At 62.9% G+C, this 18,787-nt stretch carries 14 protein-coding genes and 1 pseudogene; 5 read left to right on the top strand and 10 right to left on the bottom strand.

Features of this window, described 5'->3' with window-relative positions; translation table 11 throughout:
• Positions 1-151: 151 nt before the first annotated feature.
• The 10 genes from FXV83_RS10500 to FXV83_RS10455 form a co-directional block, all read right to left on the bottom strand.
• On the bottom strand, positions 152-1,435 hold the full coding sequence (locus tag FXV83_RS10500) for a glycerate kinase type-2 family protein (RefSeq protein ID WP_148739094.1): 1,284 nt from the start codon (positions 1,433-1,435) through the stop codon (positions 152-154).
• Positions 1,436-1,628: 193 nt separating this feature from the next.
• Complete coding sequence (locus FXV83_RS10495; protein ID WP_148739093.1) at positions 1,629-2,858, bottom strand: ABC transporter substrate-binding protein; 1,230 nt, start codon at positions 2,856-2,858, stop codon at positions 1,629-1,631.
• A gap of 182 nt (positions 2,859-3,040) precedes the next feature.
• Positions 3,041-4,270, bottom strand: coding sequence for an ABC transporter substrate-binding protein (locus tag FXV83_RS10490; RefSeq protein WP_148739092.1), 1,230 nt, complete (start codon positions 4,268-4,270; stop codon positions 3,041-3,043).
• 260 nt (positions 4,271-4,530) lie between these two features.
• The gene (locus FXV83_RS10485; protein WP_148739091.1) at positions 4,531-5,757 is read right to left on the bottom strand and encodes an ABC transporter substrate-binding protein; all 1,227 of its coding nucleotides are present in this window, start codon (positions 5,755-5,757) and stop codon (positions 4,531-4,533) included.
• Positions 5,758-5,876: 119 nt separating this feature from the next.
• Positions 5,877-7,112: an ABC transporter substrate-binding protein gene (locus FXV83_RS10480; protein WP_187435808.1), complete on the bottom strand. Its 1,236-nt coding sequence runs from the start codon at positions 7,110-7,112 to the stop codon at positions 5,877-5,879.
• Between the two features lie 31 nt (positions 7,113-7,143).
• Entirely contained in the window at positions 7,144-8,160 is a 1,017-nt protein-coding gene (locus FXV83_RS10475) for a branched-chain amino acid ABC transporter permease (protein WP_148739089.1), read from the bottom strand.
• A 2-nt stretch (positions 8,161-8,162) separates the two neighbouring features.
• Positions 8,163-9,041, bottom strand: coding sequence for a branched-chain amino acid ABC transporter permease (locus FXV83_RS10470; RefSeq protein ID WP_148739088.1), 879 nt, complete (start codon positions 9,039-9,041; stop codon positions 8,163-8,165).
• A 13-nt stretch (positions 9,042-9,054) separates the two neighbouring features.
• Complete coding sequence (locus FXV83_RS10465) at positions 9,055-9,768, bottom strand: ABC transporter ATP-binding protein (protein WP_148739087.1); 714 nt, start codon at positions 9,766-9,768, stop codon at positions 9,055-9,057.
• A complete protein-coding gene (locus FXV83_RS10460) occupies positions 9,765-10,562 on the bottom strand; it encodes an ABC transporter ATP-binding protein (RefSeq protein WP_148739086.1) in 798 nt (265 codons plus the stop codon). Before FXV83_RS10460 ends, FXV83_RS10465 begins: the two co-directional genes overlap by 4 nt.
• A 66-nt stretch (positions 10,563-10,628) precedes the next feature.
• Positions 10,629-11,495: an IclR family transcriptional regulator gene (locus tag FXV83_RS10455; RefSeq protein ID WP_187435811.1), complete on the bottom strand. Its 867-nt coding sequence runs from the start codon at positions 11,493-11,495 to the stop codon at positions 10,629-10,631.
• Positions 11,496-11,623: 128 nt separating this feature from the next.
• Between FXV83_RS10455 and FXV83_RS10450 the strand changes: the two genes are divergently transcribed.
• The 5 genes and pseudogenes from FXV83_RS10450 to FXV83_RS10430 form a co-directional block, all read left to right on the top strand.
• Positions 11,624-13,720, top strand: a complete 2,097-nt coding sequence (locus FXV83_RS10450) for a 3-hydroxyacyl-CoA dehydrogenase NAD-binding domain-containing protein (protein ID WP_148739085.1) — start codon at positions 11,624-11,626, stop codon at positions 13,718-13,720.
• A 140-nt stretch (positions 13,721-13,860) separates the two neighbouring features.
• A complete protein-coding gene (gene pimA / locus FXV83_RS10445; protein ID WP_235939365.1) occupies positions 13,861-15,594 on the top strand; it encodes a dicarboxylate--CoA ligase PimA in 1,734 nt (577 codons plus the stop codon).
• A gap of 86 nt (positions 15,595-15,680) precedes the next feature.
• Positions 15,681-16,871: a pimeloyl-CoA dehydrogenase large subunit gene (gene pimC / locus FXV83_RS10440; RefSeq protein ID WP_148739084.1), complete on the top strand. Its 1,191-nt coding sequence runs from the start codon at positions 15,681-15,683 to the stop codon at positions 16,869-16,871.
• A gap of 191 nt (positions 16,872-17,062) precedes the next feature.
• Entirely contained in the window at positions 17,063-18,205 is a 1,143-nt protein-coding gene (gene pimD, locus FXV83_RS10435; protein WP_148739083.1) for a pimeloyl-CoA dehydrogenase small subunit, read from the top strand.
• A 221-nt stretch (positions 18,206-18,426) separates the two neighbouring features.
• A pseudogene (locus FXV83_RS10430) lies at positions 18,427-18,555 on the top strand (SDR family oxidoreductase); the annotation flags it as partial.
• Between the last annotated feature and the right edge of the window lie 232 nt (positions 18,556-18,787).

The following is an 18,787-nucleotide window of genomic DNA, read 5'->3' as shown; positions in this document are numbered from 1 at the left end:
AGGATATCCCGCCGTGGCGAAAGCCCTCACCCGCCGCGCTCTGCGAGCGCGTCGGCCTCTCCCGCAAGCGGGAGAGGCGGAGCAAGCCCGCGGACAATCCGCGTGAAATCCATATGCGATTGCCCTCCCCCTCCAGGGGAGGGTAAGGGACTCAATCCACCAAAATCACGCGAATATCGTTCACGTTGGTCAGCGTCGGGCCCGGTAGCAGCAGGTCACCGGTCGCCTCGAAGAACGTCGTGGCGTCGTTGTTGTCGAGATAGGCCTGCGGCTCCAGCCCTTGCGCCTTCATCTTCGCGAACGTCGCCGCGTCGATCAGTGCGCCGGCGGGGTCGGTGGGATTGCCGGCGCCGCCGTCGGCGCCGTCGGTGTCACCGGCGAGCGCGGAGATGCCGGCGGTGTTCTTCAGCAGCTCGGCGAGCGCCAGCGCGTATTCCTGGTTGGGGCCACCGCGGCCATGGCCGCGCACAGTGACGGTAAGCTCTCCACCGGAGAGGATCGCGATCCGCTTGCCCTGCGCGCGCGCGTCCAGGGCCATCCTGGCATGATCGACGGCGATCTCGCGCGCCTCGCCTTCGAGATCGGCGCCGAGATCGATCGTCTCGTAGCCGGCGTCCTTGGCAAGCTTCACGGCGGCGTCGAGCGACTGCTTGGGACGCGCGATCAATTCGAAATGCGCGCGCGCAAAGGCGGCATCGCCCGGCTTGCAGCTTTCGTTGCGGTCATCGTCGAGCGCGCGGCGCACGGCTTCGTCAATGTCGAGGCTGTACTTCGCCACGATCGCACGCGCGTCCGCCAGCGTGGTCGGGTCCGGCACGGTGGGGCCGGAGGCGATCGCGGAGGGCTCGTCATGCGGCACGTCGGAGATCGCAAGCGTGACGATTTCGGCGGCGTTCTTGCCGGCACGCGCCAGCCGTCCGCCCTTGATCCGCGACAAGTGTTTTCTGACCGTGTTCACCTCGCCGATCGGCGCGCCCGAGCGTAACAGTGCCTTGTTGACCGCCTGCTTCTGCGCAAAGCTGATGCCCTCCACCGGCGCGATCCAGTTGGCCGAGCCGCCGCCGGTGAGCAGCACCAGAAGCAAATCGTCGGGCCCGGCCTCGCCCGCGAGCGCGAGCGTGTCGGCTGCGCCCTTCAGGCCGGCTTCGTCAGGCACGGGATGGCCGGCCTCGACCACGCGAATGCGGCGCGTCGGCACGCCGTAGCCGTGGCGGGTGGTGGCGATCCCGACCAGGCGTTCCGGCGCAAGCTTGAGCGTGTCGAGATAGTGCCGCTCTGTGGCCGCAGCCATCGCGCCCGCGCCCTTGCCCGCGGCAAGGCAGATCACGCGCCCCTTCGGAGCGGGCCGCAGATGCGGCGCCAGCACGACATTGGGATGGGCGGCGGCAACCGCGGCGTCGTAAAGCGCGCGGAGCAGGGGACGTCGGTCGGTCATGACAAAGGCCTTGGGCAGACAGGGGAGGCTGGCGGCAAACGCGCCGCTCACCTGCCTACCGCATCATGCGCCAAAGCGTAAGCGGGCTTTGCGGTCATTCGATTGTGCAATCGCGTGATCATAATCGGCGCGCAAGCAAAAGCCCCTTGCGAGGGTCTCGCAGGGGGCTTTCCGTCGTGGCGTCTGTCAGGGGCTAGCCGCCGACGTCGGCGCTGATCACGTCGCCGAACAGATCCCACTTCTCGCCCTTGAATCGTTCAAGCCGAAGCTGGCTGATTGGCGCAAAGTCGGTTGGTGACGTGTTGATCTGGATGCCCGGCAGCAGCACTTCTGTCCGGAAGTCCTTCAGGTTAGCGGCCTGCTTCATGACGTTCTCGCGCGTCAGATCGTCGCCGCATTGCTTCAGCACCTGAACCAGCGTCTGCGCGACGCCATACCCGACGATGCTTTCGTGAGCGAGCTTGTCGCCTTCCGGAAAGTACTTGGCCATGAATTCAAGAAATCCCTTCATGCCCGGGTCGTTCGCCCATTCCGGGTCCGCCACGTCCTTGAGATAGTCGGCGGAGATGATGTCCTGCGCATTCTCGAAACCGGCAGGCCTGATCACACTGCCGACCGAAGCCGAAACGTTGTTGAGGAAGTGCAGCGGCTTCCAGCCGATCTCGGCGTTCTTCTTGATCGCCTGCGCTGCGAATTTTGGAGTCGTGATGTTCATGAACACGTCGGCGCCGGTCGACTTCAGCTTGACGATGTGATTGTCAATGGTCGGCTCGGAGGTCTCGTAGCTCTCCTCGATGACGATCATCGAGGCGGCCTTGGCCCCGAGGCCGTCCTTCAGGCCCTTGAGATAGTCCTTGCCGTAATCGTCGTTCTGGTAAAGCACGGCGATCTTGGCGTCCGGCTTGTTCTTGAGTAGCCACTTCGCATAGATCTGCGTCTCGCTCTGGTAGTTGGGCTGCCAGCCCATCGTCCACGGAAAGTTCTTCGGATCGTTCCACTTGGTGGCGCCGGTGGCGACGAAGAGCTGCGGCACCTTTTTCGAATTCATGTATTTGTGGATCGCCGAATTCGGCGGCGTGCCGAGCGAGTTGAAGATCAGGAGGACTTCGTCGCTCTCGACCAGCTTGCGCGCCTGCTCCACCGTCTTCGGCGGCGAATAGCCGTCGTCATAGGAAATGAAGTTGATCTTACGACCGTTGACGCCGCCTTCTTCGTTGATCTTCTTGAAATAGGCAGCTTCGGTCCGGCCGATGACGCCGTAGGCGGAGGCCGGTCCGCTGTAGGGCATGATGTTGCCGACCTTGATCTCGGTGTCGGTCGCGCCGGTATCGTATTTCTTCTGGGCAAGTGCGGCACTGGTCGAGGCTGCGAAGACTGCGAGCGCAATGGACGCGGCCGCAAATTTGCCGGTGACAGCAGGCATTCCAATCTCCCTATTTTCTTAGTGTGTATGCGTCATTCTTTTTCTGGGTTTCTTGGCGACGCGGCAGCAATTGAATACGATTTGCGTTGCAGCATCAAGAAAAAGCCCCTGCGACGACGTCGCAGGGACTGCTTCTTTAGTAGTCACCTCTTTTGGTAGCCACCCCTGGGGCCGTGCTGTCCTCAGCCGCTGACGTCACCGCTGAGGACGTCGCCGAACAGCTCCCAGCTTTCTCCCTTGAAGCGCATGAGCTGCAACTGGGACAGCGGAGCAAAGTCGGTGGGGCCCGTATTGGCCTTGATGCCCGGCAAGAGGCCGGCAGGTTCGAAGTCCTTGATGCTGGCTGCCTGCTTCATGACGTTCGCACGCGTCAGATCGTCACCGCACGCCTTGAGCACGTGCACAAGGGCCTGGGCGACGATGTAACCGTACATCACCGACGAATCCGTGCGGTTGGCTTCGGGATAGTATTTGTCGAGGAACTCATTCCAGGCCTTCATCGCCGGATCGTCCTTCCACTGCGGATCGGTCGGATCCTTGTAGTAGTTCGAGGAGACGATGCCCTGCGAGGCTTCGAAGCCGGCCGGCTTCATCACGCTGCCGATCGAAACGGAGACGTTGTTGAGAAAGTGCGTCGGATGCCAGCCGATCTCGGCGTTCTTCTTGATCGCCTGGGCGGCGAATTTTGGCGTGGTGATGTTGAAGAAGACATCGGCGCCGGTTGCCTTCAGCGTCACGATGTGGGAGTCGATGGTCGGCTCGGACGTCTCGTAGCTCTCTTCGGCGACGATCATCGAAGCCGCCTTGGCGCCAAGCGCCTCCTTCATGCCCTTCAGGTAGTCTTTGCCGTAATCGTCGTTCTGATAGAGGATGGCAATCTTGGCGTTCGGCATCTTCTGCAGGATATACTTGGCGTAGATGCGTGCCTCGCTCTGGTAGTTGGGCTGCCAACCCATGGTCCAGGGGAAGTTCTGCGAATCGTTCCACTTGGTGGCGCCGGTAGCGACGAAGAGCTGCGGCACCTTCTTCGAGTTCATGTATTTCTGGATCGCGGAATTCGACGGCGTGCCCAGCGACTGGAAGATCAACAGCACTTCGTCGCTTTCGACCAGCTTGCGCGCCTGCTCGACCGTCTTCGGCGGCGAGTAGGCATCGTCGTAGCTGATGAAGTTGATCTTGCGGCCGTTGATGCCGCCTTCCGCATTGATCTTCCTGAAGTAGGCTTCCTCGGTCTTGCCAATCACGCCATAGGCCGAAGCGGGGCCGCTATAGGGCATGATGTTGCCGATCTTGATCTCGGTATCGGACGCGCCGGTGTCATATTTCTTTTGCGCTGACGCTGCGGTGGAAAAGGTAGCAGCTAGCGCGAGGGCGGCCGCAAGGGCCCCCAGCCGCACATGCATTGCAGGCATCTTGATCTCCCTTGGTCCGTTTCAATGTGTCGCTTTTTTTGATTGGGAGCGCTCGTTCGCGCCGCTCCTGCACACATTGAATACCCTTCCCGTCCGGCCAGCAAGAAAAACGCCTCAGCGAATATCGCAGCCGGCGCAATTTGATCGATGCGGCGCGGAATATTCCGGCTGGTAAGATTCAGTCCCTTGCGTCAGCGCATTGATCCTGAGTTGCGCTGCTATTCCAGCCTGACCTCAAATTGCGCTCTGCTCAAAGAGTTCTAATGACCCATCTCGCTCGAGATGATCTCGCCGAACAGCTCCCATTTCTTGCCCTTGAAACGCATCATCTGGAGCTGCTCGATCGGGGCGAAATTGTCCGGCGCGGTGTTGATCTTGATGCCGGGCAAGAGCGTATCTGGCTCGAAATCCTTCAGGTGTGCGGACTGCTTCATGACGTTCTCGCGGGTGAGATCGTCGCCGCACATCTGCAGCACCTTCACCAAGGTCTGCGCGGCGGCATAGCCGAATACCACGGCGGCATCGAGCTTGTTGGCCTTGGGATCATACTGCGCGAGGAAACTGTAGAATTTCTTCATGCCGTCATCGGCGTTCCACTGCGGGTCGGAGCCGTCCTTGGTGTAGCTCGCCGACAGGATGCCCTGCGAGATCTCGAGGCCCGCCGGTTCGATCACGCCGCCGACCGAGGCCGAGACGTTGGAGATGATGTGCATAGGATGCCAGTTGATCTCGGCCGCCTTCTTGATCGCCTGTGCGGCGAATTTCGGCGTGGTGATGCTGACCAGGACGTCGGCGCCGGCGGCCTTCAGCTTCACGATGTGCTCGTCGACCGCCGGCTCAGAGGTCTCGTAACTGTCCGCGAGCACGATCATCGACGCCTTGGCGCCGAGGCCGTCCTTCAATCCCTTCAGATAGTCCTTGCCGAAATCGTCGTTCTGGTAGAGCACGCCGATCTTGGCGTCCGGCTTCTCCTTCATGATGTACTTGGCATAGATCCGCGCCTCGCTGGCGTAGCTCGGCTGCCAGCCCATGGTCCACGGATACTGCTTGGGGTCGTTCCATTTGGAGGCCCCGCTCGCGACGAACAGTTGCGGCACCTTCTTCTCGTTCATGTATTTGCGGATGGCGCCGTTGGTGGAGGTGCCGAGCGAGCCGAAGATCAGCAGCACCTCGTCGCTCTCGACCAGCTTGCGCGCCTGCTCCACCGTCTTCGGCGGCGAATAGCCGTCGTCATAGGAGATGAACTTGATCTTTCGCCCGTTGATGCCGCCCTCGGCGTTGATCATGTTGAAATACGCTTCCTCGGTCCTGCCGATCGCGGCATAGGCGGAGGCCGGGCCGCTATAGGGCATGATGTTGCCGATCTTGATCTCGGTCTCGGAAGCGCCGCTGTCGTATTTCTTTTGCGCAAGCGCCGCGCTGCTCATTGCAGTGCACAATGCGACCGCGACCGAAACAACCGCAACTTGAAAACGAACGGCAGTCATTGCTCTCCTACCCCGAGTTGCATCGGCGCTGCATTGAACAAGATTGACGCCCGACGTCAACAAAAAGCCCCCGCGATCGCGCGCGGGGGCTCGTTGGCCGGGACTGTGTCGTCAGCGGGTCACTCTGAAGCGACGTCGCCGCTGATGATCTCGCCGAACAGTTCCCACTTCTCGCCCTTGAAGCGCTGCATCTGGAGCTGGGATATCGGCGCGAAGTCGGTGGCGTTGGTGTTGATCTTGACGCCGGGCAGCAGGGTGTCCGGCGCAAAGTCCTTGAGGCTCGCCGCTTGCTTCATCAGGTTGACGCGCGTCAGATCGTCGCCGGACATTTCCAGCACCTTGGCCAGAGTCGACGCAGCGCCATAGCCATAGACCATGCTGGTGTCAGACTTGTCGGCGCCCGCCATGTACTTGTCGACGAACTCATTCCACCTCTTCATGCCGGGATCGTTGGCCCACTGCGGGTCGGTGGAGTCCTTGGCATAGGCTGCCGAGAGCACACCCTGCGAAGCCTCGAATCCGGCCGGCTTCATCACGCTGCCGACCGAGATCGACACGTTGGTGAGGATCTGGAGCGGCTTCCAGCTGAGCTCGGCGGTCTTCTTGATGGTCTGGGCAGCAAATTTCGGCGTTGCGTAGATCAACAGCACGTCGGGATTGGCGGCCTTGATCTTGACGATATGGCCGTCGATCGACGGCTCGGAGACCTCGTAGCTTTCCTCCATGATGATCATGGACGAGGCCTTGGCGCCGAGGCCGTCCTTGGTGCCCTTGAGGTAGTCTTTGCCGAAATCGTCGTTCTGATAGAGGATCGCGATCTTCGCGTCCGGCTTCTCCTTGAGCAGCCATTTCGCGTAGATCTGCGCTTCGCTCTGGTAGGAAGGCTGCCAGCCGATGGTCCAGGGGAAGTTCTTCGGATCGTTCCACTTGGTGGCCCCGGTCGCGACGAACAGCTGCGGAATCTTCTTGGCGTTCAGGTATTTCTGGATCGCGCTGTTCGAGGGCGTGCCGAGCGGGTTGAACACGGCCAGAATCTCGTCGCTCTCGACGAGCTTGCGGACCTGCTCGACTGCCTTCGGCGGCGAGTAGCCGTCGTCATAGGTGACGAAGCTGATCTTGCGGCCGTTGATGCCGCCCTTGTCATTGATCATCTTGAAATAGGCTTCTTCGGTCTTGCCGATGATGCCATAGGCCGACGCCGGACCGCTGTACGGCATGATGTTGCCGATCTTGATCTCGGTGTCGGACGCGCCGGTGTCATATTTCTTTTGGGCAAATGCCGCGCCGGAGGTGAAAGTGATGACCGCCGTTGCCGTGACCAGCGCAGCGGTTCGCAGTGTTCTTCCGAGAAGCAATTCGGTCTCCTTCATTTCACTATGAGAATTTTCAGTTCTTCCTGAGCTTTCCGGCGAACTGCTGGCCCAGGATCGCGACTTGCCTCGCGCCATGCGGCACGAGGTAGATGACGAGGAACAGCAGCACGCCGAACACGGCGCCGGAGAGGCCCTTGGAGATGCCCTCCGCGAGGTTCGGTACGAAGATGATGAAGGCGGCACCGACGATCGAGCCGGGCAGCCAGCCGACGCCGCCGACGACCATGCCGAGGAACAGCGAGATCGCGAGCGTGATGGTGTAGCTGTCGGGCGCCACGAACTGCACCGCGATGGCACCGAGCGAGCCTGCGACGCCGGTGACGGCGGCGGAGACGCCGAAGGCCAGCGTCTTGTACAGCGCGACGTCGACGCCCATGGCGGAGGCCGCGATCTCGTTGTCGCGGATCGCCATGAAGGCGCGGCCCGACCGGGAGCGCAGCAGGTTCACCGAGAAGATGTAGATCGCGATCACGACGACGAGCGTGAAGTAGTAGAGCCACATATCCTGCGACATCGGCAGGCCGAACGGCGCATCGGGCTTGGTGACGACGAGGCCCTGCACGCCGCCGGTCCAGTGCTCGAGGAAGTTGAGCTTCAACAGCTGCGGCATGGCGGTGGCCAGCGCAAAGGTCGCGAGCGCGAGATAGACGCCGGAAAGCCGCAGCGCCGGCTGCCCGAACAGGAAGCCGAATGCGAAGCAGACCACGCCGGCGATCGGCAAGGTCAGGGCGTAGTTGACGTTGAAGTGCTCCATCAGCACCGCCGTCGTATAGGCGCCGACGGCGTAGAACGCGCTCTGGCCGAGCGAGAACTGGCCGGAGCCGCCGGTCAGGATGTTCAGCGCCAGCACCGCCAGCCCGTAGATCAGAAGCATCGTCATCTGGAAGATGATGAAGTTCTTGACGAACACGGGCATGATGAGCAGCGCCGCGAGCACCAGCAGCGAGGTGCCGGTGCCCAGCGTCATGGCGCGCTTCGGAACGGCCTCGACGGCCGGGGCTTCCGTGACGACGTCTTCTGCAGCGCTCATGATCAAACTCGCTTGACGATGTGCCGGCCGAACAGGCCAGCGGGTTTGACGACCAGGACGGAGATGATCAGCGCGAGCGCGATCGGAAGTTTCAATTCGTTGCCGACGCCGGGGATGTAGGTGCCGGCAAGGTTCTCGAAGATGCCGACCAGGAAGCCGCCGACCACGGCGCCGAACGGACTGGTCAGTCCGCCGAGCACGGCAGCGGCGAAGCCGTAGATCAGCACGCCGCCCATCATGTTGGGCTCGAGGAACACGACGGGAGCGATCAGCATGCCGGCGATCGAGCCGATCGCGGATGCCATGCCCCAGCCCAGCGCAATCATCCAGGAGGTGTTGATTCCGACCAGCCGGGCCGATTCGGGCACCGAGGCGGCGGCGCGCATGGCGAGACCGATCTTGGTGTACTGGAAGAAGAAGTAGAGGCCGAGCAGCAGCAGTACTGTGACGCCGATCATGCCGGCCTGGTGGGTCGAGATCAGCTGGCTGCCCAGGAACGGCGCGGAGCCGAACGGGGTCGGGTACTGCTTGATGGTGAAGTCCCAGATCAGGCCGGCCGAGGAGTTGATGATCGCAAACAGCGCGATGAAGCCGGCGACGTTGGTCAGGATCGGCGCCTTCGCGAGCGGCTTGAACAAGATGCGCTCGATCGCGATGCCGCCGACGAAGGAAAGGGCCAGCGTGAGCACGAACGCGGCCCAATAGGGCACGCCCCATTGCATGAGCTGCCAGGAGATGAAGGTCGAGAACATCGCCATCTCACCCTGCGCGAAGTTGAGATGGTCGATCGCTTGGTAGATCATGACCACAGCGAGCGCCATGCAGGCATAGATTGCGCCGGTGGCAATCCCAGCCAGGACCTGGTTGGTGAAAAGCTCCATTGTCCCGGCTCCCTCAGTAACCCAGATAGGATTTGCGGATTTCTTCGTTGTTCGCGATGTCCTTGGCATTGCCCGACATCACGATGCGTCCGGTCTCGATCACATAGGCCTGGTCGGCGAGCTCGAGCGCGAGCTGCGCATTCTGCTCGACCACCAGGATCGACACCTTGTCCTCGCGGTTGATCTTGCCGAGGATGCCGAACAGGTCGCGCACGACCAGCGGCGCCAATCCGAAGGACGGTTCGTCCAGCAGCATCAGCCGCGGCCGCAGCATCAGCGCACGGGCGACCGCGAGCATCTGCTGCTCGCCGCCGGAGAGCGTGCCCGCCTGCTGGGTATGCCGCTGCTTCAAGACCGGGAAGTGCGCATACATGCGCTCGATGTCGGAGACGATGCCGGCGCTGTCTTTGCGGGTGATGGCCCCTAACTGGAGGTTCTCCTCCACCGTCATCGTGGTGAAGGTGCCGCGGCCCTGCGGCACATGGGCGATGCCGAACCGCACGATGCTCTCGGTGGAGCGGTGGTTCAGCGGCTTGCCGTCGAACTCGATGCCGCCGGTGGAGCGCACCATGTTGCAGATCGCGCGCAGCGTCGTGGTCTTGCCGGCGCCGTTGGCGCCCAAAAGCGTCGTCAGCGAACCTTCGCTGAGCGAGAAGGACAGGCCGTGGAGCGCCTGGACCTGGCCGTAATAGGCGCGCAGGTCCTTGACGTTGAGCAGCGTCGTCATTGGTCCTTGCTCCCGAGATAGGCCTTGATAACGTCGGGGTCGGCCTGCACCTGGGCGGGCGTGCCTTCCGCAAGCTTCTTGCCGAAGTTCAATGCGACGACGTGGTCGGCGATCGACATCACGAGGCCCATGTGGTGCTCGACCAGAAGCACGGTCATGTGGCGCTCGTCGCGAATGCGGCGGATGAGGTCGCCGAGCACATAGACTTCCTCGTGGTTGAGGCCGCCGGCCGGCTCGTCGAGCAACAGGATCTTCGGATCGGCAGCCAGCGCCCGCGCCAATTCGACGCGCTTCTGCGTGCCGAAAGGCAGGCCGGAGACGACAGTATGGGCGACGTCCTCGAGTTTGAGATAGGCGAGGATCTCCTGCACCTTGTCGTTGACGCTGCTCTCGCTGCGCCGGACCCAGGCAAGCCTCAGGGAGTCGCTGATGATGTCGCTGGAGGTCTTCGAATGGGCGCCGACGCGGACGTTGTCCATCACCGACAGGTTCGGAAACAGCGCCACGTTCTGGAAGGTGCGGCCGATGCCGATCTCGGCGATCCGGTGCGGCGGCCGCGACAGGATGCTGATGCCCTCCATCAGGATGTCGCCGGACGACGGCTGATACAGCCGGGACAGGCAGTTGAAGAGCGTGGTCTTGCCGGCACCGTTGGGGCCGATCAATCCCAGGATCTGGCCCTTATGCATGTCAAAGGACACACCGTTGAGCGCGACAATGCCGCCGAACACGACGCTGACGTCGCGAACGGCGAGCAGGGGCGATGTCCCCTGCGCGAGCTGTGCCTGCGTCATCTCGTCTCGCCCACGTTGTTGAGTGGGCGCAGGAGCGATGCGAACCGCTCTTGGCAATGACGAAGGCTATCTGATCCCCTCGGCCACACGCGCAACTTTTCCTCCTGACTTCAGCTTCTTGCTGTCTTGTTTTTTTGAATGCGGCATCAGACCCCCGAGCGCCGCTTCGATGTTCCTTACCATCGTCAGCAGACGCGGTCCAATGTCGTTGATCAAACGCTCTTCCGTGAAGCGGAATGCGGGCGCGCCGCAGTTGAAGGCATAGGGTCCGGTTCCGTCGTTCAGCTTGAGCGCGACGCCGGCGGCACCGATATCGTCGTGCCAGTCGCCGACCGAAATCGCAAAACCGTATTTCGCGACGGTCTCGCCGGAACGTTCCAGTCCGTCGCGCATCTTGGGCCAGCGGCTGCCGTAATGCTCGCGCAGGACACGCGACAGTTCGGCACGATCGTGTTCGTCCAGCGCCCAGAAATAGGCGCGGCCCATCGCGCTGGTTGCAATCGGCACCCGGGAGCCGACGTCAAGTTGAACGCCGACCGTCTCGCTGCCGCGGCTTTGCCCGAAATAGATCATGCTGTGACGGTCGCGGCCGCCGACGGCGACGGCGCCTCCCGTCGCGCGCATCACTTCCTCGCGGAACGGTTCGGACAAATGCCGAACACCGAGATTGGCGAGCGCCGCGTAACCGAGCGACATCGCGGCGGGCGTGAGCTGGTATTTCTCGAAACGGGGAACCGGCGCCAGATAACCGAGCTTCGTCAACGTATAGGTCAGCCGGGATACCGTTGGTTTGGGCAGATTCGTCCGCGACGCGATCTCCTGATTGCCGAGCAGGCCGTCATTGGGTTCGAATGCGCGCAATACGTCCAGCCCGCGGGAAAGCGCGACGACGAAATTCCGGTCGGTCGCAGTCTTCTTTCCTGTACGCTTCATCCCTGATCTGCTTCTTGCGCGGAGTCGTTGACAAGCCACGTGCTTCAAAATAACCCTGCCGTCAAGATGCGGAATTAAATTCCGCAGTGCGAAATCCATAAAAGCAAGCCCCACCAAGGAGGGACACCGTGAGCGAAGTGGTCAAACTTGAGCGTCATGACGAGGTCGGGATCGTCACGGTCAACAGCCCTCCGGTCAACGCCCTGAGCGCCGCAGTCCGCGGCGGCATTCTGGAGTGCATCAAGGCCGCGGTCGCGGATCCCGCGATCAAGGGCATCGTGCTGACCTGCGCCGGGCGTACCTTCATCGCCGGTGCCGACATCACCGAATTCGGCAAGCCGCCGAAGCCGCCGGGCCTCAATGAAGTGCTGGCCGAAATGGAGAACTCGCCGAAGCCGATCGTGGCCGCGATCCACGGTACCGCGCTCGGCGGCGGCCTCGAAGTCGCGCTGGCCTGTCATTTCCGCGTGGCTGTGAAAGAGGCAAAGCTCGGCCTGCCCGAGGTGAAGCTCGGCCTGCTGCCTGGTGCCGGCGGCACCCAGCGCCTGCCGCGCGCGGTCGGCCCGGAGCTTGCCGTCAAGATGATCGTCGGCGGCGATCCGATTGGTGCTGCCGAAGCGCTGAAGAACGGCCTGATCGAGGAGATCGTCGAGGGGCCGGCTGCCGGCGGCGAAGCCTTCGTGCGAAAACTGCTCGCCGAGAAGCGTCCGCTGCGCCGGCTGCGCGACGACGATTCCAAGATTGCGGCGGCCAAGGCCGACCGTTCGATCTTCACCAACGCCGTTGCCGCCATGACCAAGAAATCGCGCGGGCTGGAAGCGCCGTTTGCGGCGGCCGACGCGGTCGGCTACGCCATCGATCTGCCGTTTGACGAGGGCCTCAAGAAAGAGCGCGAGGGCTTTCTCAAGCTCGTCGCCAGCGACCAGTCCAAGGCGCAGCGCTATGCCTTCTTTGCCGAGCGCGAAGCCGCCAAGATCGCCGGCGTGCCCGAAGGCACCAAGCCGCGGCCCGTTAACCGTGTTGCCATTCTCGGCGCCGGCACGATGGGCGGCGGCATCGCGATGTCGTTCGCCAATGCCGGCATTCCCGTCACCCTGATCGAGACCGGCGAGGAGCAGCTCAAGCGCGGCATGGGCATCATGCAGAAGAACTGGGAAGCGACCGCGGCGCGCGGCGGCATCCCGGCGGATGCGCCCGCCAAGCGCATGGCGCTGATCAACGGCGTCGTCGGCATCGAGAACGTCGGCGATGCCGACCTCGTCATCGAGGCCGTGTTCGAGACCATGGCGGTGAAGCAGGAGGTGTTCGGCAAGCTCGACCAATACGTCAAGCCGGGCGCCGTGCTCGCCTCCAATACTTCCTATCTGAACATCGACGAGATCGCGAAGGCGACCAAGCGCCCGCAGGACGTTCTGGGCATGCACTTCTTCTCGCCGGCCAACGTCATGAAGCTGTGCGAGATCGTGCGCGCCGACAAGACCGCGCCGGACGCGCTGGTGACCGCGGTGACGATCGCGCGCAAGATCGCCAAGGTGCCGGCCGTGGTCGGCGTCTGCGACGGCTTCGTCGGGAACCGTATGCTGGCCCAGCGCGGCAAGCAGTCCGAGAAGCTGCTGTTCGAAGGCGCGCTGCCGCAGCAGGTCGATGCCGTCGTCACCAAATTCGGCATGCCGATGGGGCCGTTCGCGATGGGCGATCTCGCCGGCCTCGACATCGGCTGGCGCTCGCGCAAAGATCGCGGCATCAAGTCGGAAATCGCAGACGCGCTCTGCGAAGCCGGCCGCTTCGGACAGAAGACCGGCAAGGGCTACTACAAGTATGAGGCGGGCTCGCGCTCGCCGCTGCCGGATCCCGAAGTCGAAAAGCTGATCGACGAGACCTTGCTGCGTCTCGGCCGCAAGAAGCGCGTTGTCAGCGACGAGGAGATCCTCGAGCGCATGATGTACCCGATGATCAACGAGGGCGCGAAGATCCTCGAAGAGGGCATCGCGGCGCGCCCGTCCGACATCGATGTGGTTTGGCTCTACGGCTACGGCTGGCCGATCTATCGCGGCGGCCCGATGTTCTGGGCCGACAGCGTCGGCCTCAAGCACATCGCCGATCGCCTGGCGTTCTACGCCAAGGAGACAAACGACCCCAGCCTCGAGCCCGCGCCGCTGCTGAAGAAGCTCGCGGCAGAAGGCAAGACGTTTGCGTCGCTGGCAGCGGCATCGAAAGCGGCGTGATGGCCGCTGTGTATCCTCTCGTCATTCCGGGATGGCCCGAAGGGCCAGGCTCGGAATCCATTCCGCCGTCGAGTACGCTGCTCGATGGATTCCGGGTTCGCGACTTCGTCGCGCCCCGGAATGACACCTGATCCAGAAAAATGACCCATCCCGGCGAACAGTTTTATCCCGAGGGCGTGCGCTGGGACGACACCATCGTCCAGGGCACGCTCCCCGACCTGTTGAAGAAAGCCGCCGCCGATTACGGCCCGCGCACCGCGCTCGAATTCCGCGACCGTGCGATCAGCTACAGCGAGCTTGCCGCGATGGCCGAGCGCGCGGCCGCCGCTTTCCTGCGCGCCGGCTATGGCCAGGGAGCGTCCGTCGCACTGTTCCTCGGCAATACGCCCGATCACCCCGTCAATTTCTTCGGCGCGCTGAAGGCCGGCGCCCGCGTTGCGCATCTCTCCCCGCTCGACGGCGAGATCGCGCTGACTCACAAGGTCTCTGACTCCGGCTCGCGGGTGCTGGTGACTTCGAACCTCGCCGCCTTGCTGCCGACGGCGCTGAAGTTCCTGGAAAAGGGCCTGATCGATCGTCTCGTCGTCTGCGAGGACGACAATTGGGGCAAGGTCGGCACGCCGCAGGCGGCGATCCCGAGCGATCCCCGCATCGTCACCTTCAAGACCTTCGTCGAGGGCGCCACTGCCCCGGCGCAATGGCCGAAAGTGACAGCGGACGACGTCGCGCTGCTGCAATATACCGGCGGCACCACCGGCCTGCCCAAGGGCGCCATGCTCACGCACGGCAATCTCACCTCGGCGGTGTCGATCTACGACGTCTGGGGCAAGCCGTCGCGCGCGGCGCGCGGCGATGTCGTCGAGCGCGTGATCTGCGTGCTGCCGCTGTTCCACATCTACGCGCTCACCGTGGTGCTGCTGTCCTCGCTCAGCCGCGGCAATCTGATCTCGCTGCACCAGCGCTTCGACGTCGAGGCCGTGATGCGCGACATCGAAGTCAAGCGCGCGACCTACTTTCCGGGTGTGCCGACGATGTGGATCGCGATCGCGGCGCTGCCCGATCTCGACAAGCGCGACTTCTCCTCGCTTGCCGTCATCGGCTCCGGCGGCGCGCCGCTGCCGGTCGAGATCGCAAGTTTCTTCGAGCGTAAGATCGGCAAAAAGCTGAAGAGCGGCTGGGGCATGACCGAGACCTGCTCGCCCGGCACCGGCCATCCGCCCACAGGTCCCGACAAGCCCGGCTCGATCGGCCTGATGCTGCCCGGCATCGAGCTCGACGTCGTCGCGCTGGATGACCCGACAAAAGTACTGCCGCCGGGCGAAGTCGGCGAGATCCGCATCAAGGGCCCGAACGTTACCAGGGGCTACTGGAACAAACCGGAAGGATCCGCAGAGGCCTTCGTCGACGGCCGCTTCCTCACCGGCGACATCGGCTACATCGATACGGACGGCTATTTCTTCCTGGTCGATCGCAAGAAGGACATGATCATTTCCGGCGGCTTCAACGTCTATCCGCAGATGATCGAGCAGGCGATCTACACCATTGCCGGCGTGCACGAGGTGATCGTGCTCGGCATTCCCGACCCGTACCGCGGCGAGGCGGCAAAAGCCTTCATTAAGCTCAGGCCCGGGGCAAAGCCATTCTCGCTGGACGAGCTGCGCGCGCAGCTCGCCGGCAAGCTCGGCAAGCACGAATTGCCGGCGGAGGTCGAGTTCGTCGACGACCTGCCGCGCACGCCGGTCGGCAAGCTATCGCGCCACGAGTTGCGCCTGCGGCAGAAACCGTCACATGTTGCAGTATCTCACCGTCGTCCTGGCGAAAGCCAGGACCCATTACCCCATGTCTCGGTGAGAGGCACGGCGGCTACCGACTGACGCAACGAAGGCCGGTGGTAATGGATCCTGGCTTTCGCCAGGATGACGAAGAATAAAAGGCTGGAATTAGCTCACAGGAGGATCCGATGGATCTCGCATTCACGAAAGAAGAGCAGGCGTTTCGCGAGGAAGTGCGATCATTCTTCCGCGACAACGTGCCGCCGGACACAAGGCGCAAGCTGGTCGAGGGTCGCCACCTCTCCAAGGACGAGATGGTGACGTGGTGGCGCATCCTCAACAAGAAGGGTTGGGGCGTCAGCCATTGGCCCAAGCAATATGGCGGCACCGGCTGGACTAGTGTGCAGCACTACATCTTCAACGAGGAGCTGCAGTCCTATCCGGCGCCGCAGCCGCTCGCCTTCGGCGTCAGCATGGTTGGTCCGGTCATCTACACCTTCGGCAACGAAGAGCAGAAAAAGAAATATCTGCCGCGCATTGCCAATGTCGACGACTGGTGGTGCCAGGGTTTTTCGGAGCCCGGCTCCGGCTCCGACCTCGCCTCGCTCAAGACCAAGGCCGAGCGCAAGGGCGACAAATGGATCATCAACGGCCAGAAGACCTGGACCACGCTGGCCCAGCACGCCGACATGATCTTCTGCCTCTGCCGCACCGATCCCGCTGCCAAGAAGCAAATGGGCATCTCCTTCATCGTCTTCAGCATGAATTCGAAGGGCGTCACCGTGCGCCCGATCCAGACCATCGACGGCGGCGCCGAGGTCAACGAAGTGTTCTTCGACGACGTCGAAGTGCCCATCGAAAACTTGATCGGCGAGGAGAACAAGGGCTGGGACTACGCGAAATTCCTGCTCGGCAATGAGCGCACCGGCATCGCCCGCGTCGGCGTCTCCAAGGAGCGGCTGCGCCGCATCCGCGATCTCGCCGGCAAGGTCGAATCCGCTGGCCGGCCGATCATCGAGGATGCCGCCTTCCGCGAGAAGCTCGCCGCCTGCGAGATCGAGCTGAAGGCGCTGGAATTGACCCAGCTCCGCGTCGTCGCCGACGAAGGCAAGCACGGCAAGGGCAAGCCCAATCCGGCCTCGTCCGTGCTGAAGATCAAGGGCTCCGAGATCCAGCAGACCACGACCGAGCTCCTGATGGAAGTGATCGGCCCGTTCGCCGCCCCCTACGACGTGCACGGCGACGACGGCTCGAACGAAGCCATGGACTGGACCGCCCAGATCGCGCCGAGCTATTTCAACAACCGCAAGGTCTCGATCTACGGCGGCTCCAACGAGATCCAGCGCAACATCATCGCCAAGGCGGTCCTGGGGCTGTGATGCTTTCTTCCCCCTCTCCCCGTTCTTACGGGGAGAGCAATTTTTCCGCCGTCATTCCGGGGCGCGACGAAGTCGCGAGCCCGGAATCCATCGGGCCGCACATTCAAAGGCGAAATGGATTCCGGGTCTGGCCCTTCGGGCTATCCCGGAATGACGAAGTCAGATGATCCGGGTACGAGGAACGAAAGAACATGGATTTTGATTTGTCCGAGGAGCAGCGGCTTCTCAAGGAAAGCATCGACGGCCTGCTGACCGATTCCTACGATTTCGAGAGCCGCAAGAAGTACATGAAGGAGAAGGGCGGCTGGAGCAAAGCCGTCTGGCTCAAGCTCGCCGATCAGGGCCTGCTCGGTCTGCCGTTCAGCGAGGCCGATGGCGGCTTCGGCGGTGGCGGTGTCGAGACCATGATCGTGATGGAAGCGCTCGGCAAGGCGCTGGTGCTCGAACCTTATCTCCCAACCGTGGTGATCGGCGGCGGCTTCCTGCGCCACGCCGGCACCGACGCGCAGAAGGCCGCCCACGTGCCCGGCATCGTCGACGGCAGCAAGACGTTGGCGTTTGCCCAGCTCGAGAAGAACTCGCGCTACGATCTGTTCGACGTCACCACGACGGCGAAGAAGAAGGGCGATGGTTGGATCATCGACGGCGAAAAGTTCGTCGTGCTCAACGGCGAGAACGCCGACACATTGATCGTGACCGCGCGCACCAAGGGCGACCGCCGCGACAAGACCGGCATCGGCGTGTTCCTGGTGCCGGCCGATGCCAAGGGCGTGACGAAGAAGTCGTATCCGACGCAGGACGGCCTGCATGCCGCCGACATCAGCTTCACCGGTGTCGAGGTCGGCGCCGATGCTGCGCTCGGCAATCCCGAGGACTCGCTGGCGCTGATCGAGCGCGTCGTGGACGAGGCCCGCATCGCGCTCTGTGCCGAGGCGGTCGGCCTGATGGACGAGTCGCTCAAGACCACGGTCGAGTACATCAAGACGCGCAAGCAGTTTGGCGTGCCGATCGGCTCGTTCCAGTCGCTGCAGCACCGCGCCTCTGACATGTTCGTCGCCGCCGAGCAGGCGAGATCGATGTCGATGTTCGCGACCATGGCGGGTGATTTCGAGGACGCGAAGGAGCGCACCATCGCGATCGCCGCGGCCAAGGTACAGATCGGCAAGTCGCTGAAATTCGTCGGCCAGCAGGCGATCCAGCTGCACGGCGGCATCGGCATGACCATGGAGGCGAAGATCGGCCACTACTTCAAGCGCCTCACCATGATCGAAAACACCTTCGGCGACACCGACTACCACCAGCGCCGCGTGGCGGATTCGGGCGGGTTGATCTAAGCGCCACTACCGTCATTGCGAGGAGCTCGCGACAAAATTGCGTAGCAATTTTGCGCTGATGCGACGAAGCAGACTTTCTCCGCGGAAAGATTCTGGATTGCTTCGCTGCGCTCGCAATGACGGAGCAAATGGAAGCAGCGGAGCACAACACTAATGAAAAACACCCCGTTCGATCTCACCGGAAAAGTCGCCGTGGTCACCGGCTCCAGCCGCGGCATCGGCCGCTCCTCCGCATCGGCGAACCCGACGAAATCGCCGGCGCCGTGGCCTATCTCGCCTCCGACGCACCGAGCTTCATGACGGGACAAACCATCGTCATCGACGGCGGCGTGACGACGGCGGCGGTGTAGCTTTCTTACCCTCTCCCCTTGTGGGAGAGGGTAGCTCGCCGCGCAGCGGCGAGTCGGGTGAGGGGTTTTGTTTCCGCGAGTCCAGCCCTCATTCGAATTTGTGGAGACAACCCCTCATCCGGCGCTTCGCGCCACCTTCTCCCACAAGGGGAGAAGGAAGGGGAGCGGCGCCCGCTCATCCCAACTTGACCTTCCCGCCCTAATCCGCTCCCTTTGGCGCGACACAATGATC

It is taken from the genome of Bradyrhizobium hipponense (assembly GCF_008123965.1).
GTDB classification, from domain to species: Bacteria; Pseudomonadota; Alphaproteobacteria; order Rhizobiales; family Xanthobacteraceae; genus Bradyrhizobium; species Bradyrhizobium hipponense.
The sequence above is the reverse complement of the archived record's forward strand: the minus strand, read 5'-3'. Positions and strand labels throughout refer to the sequence as shown.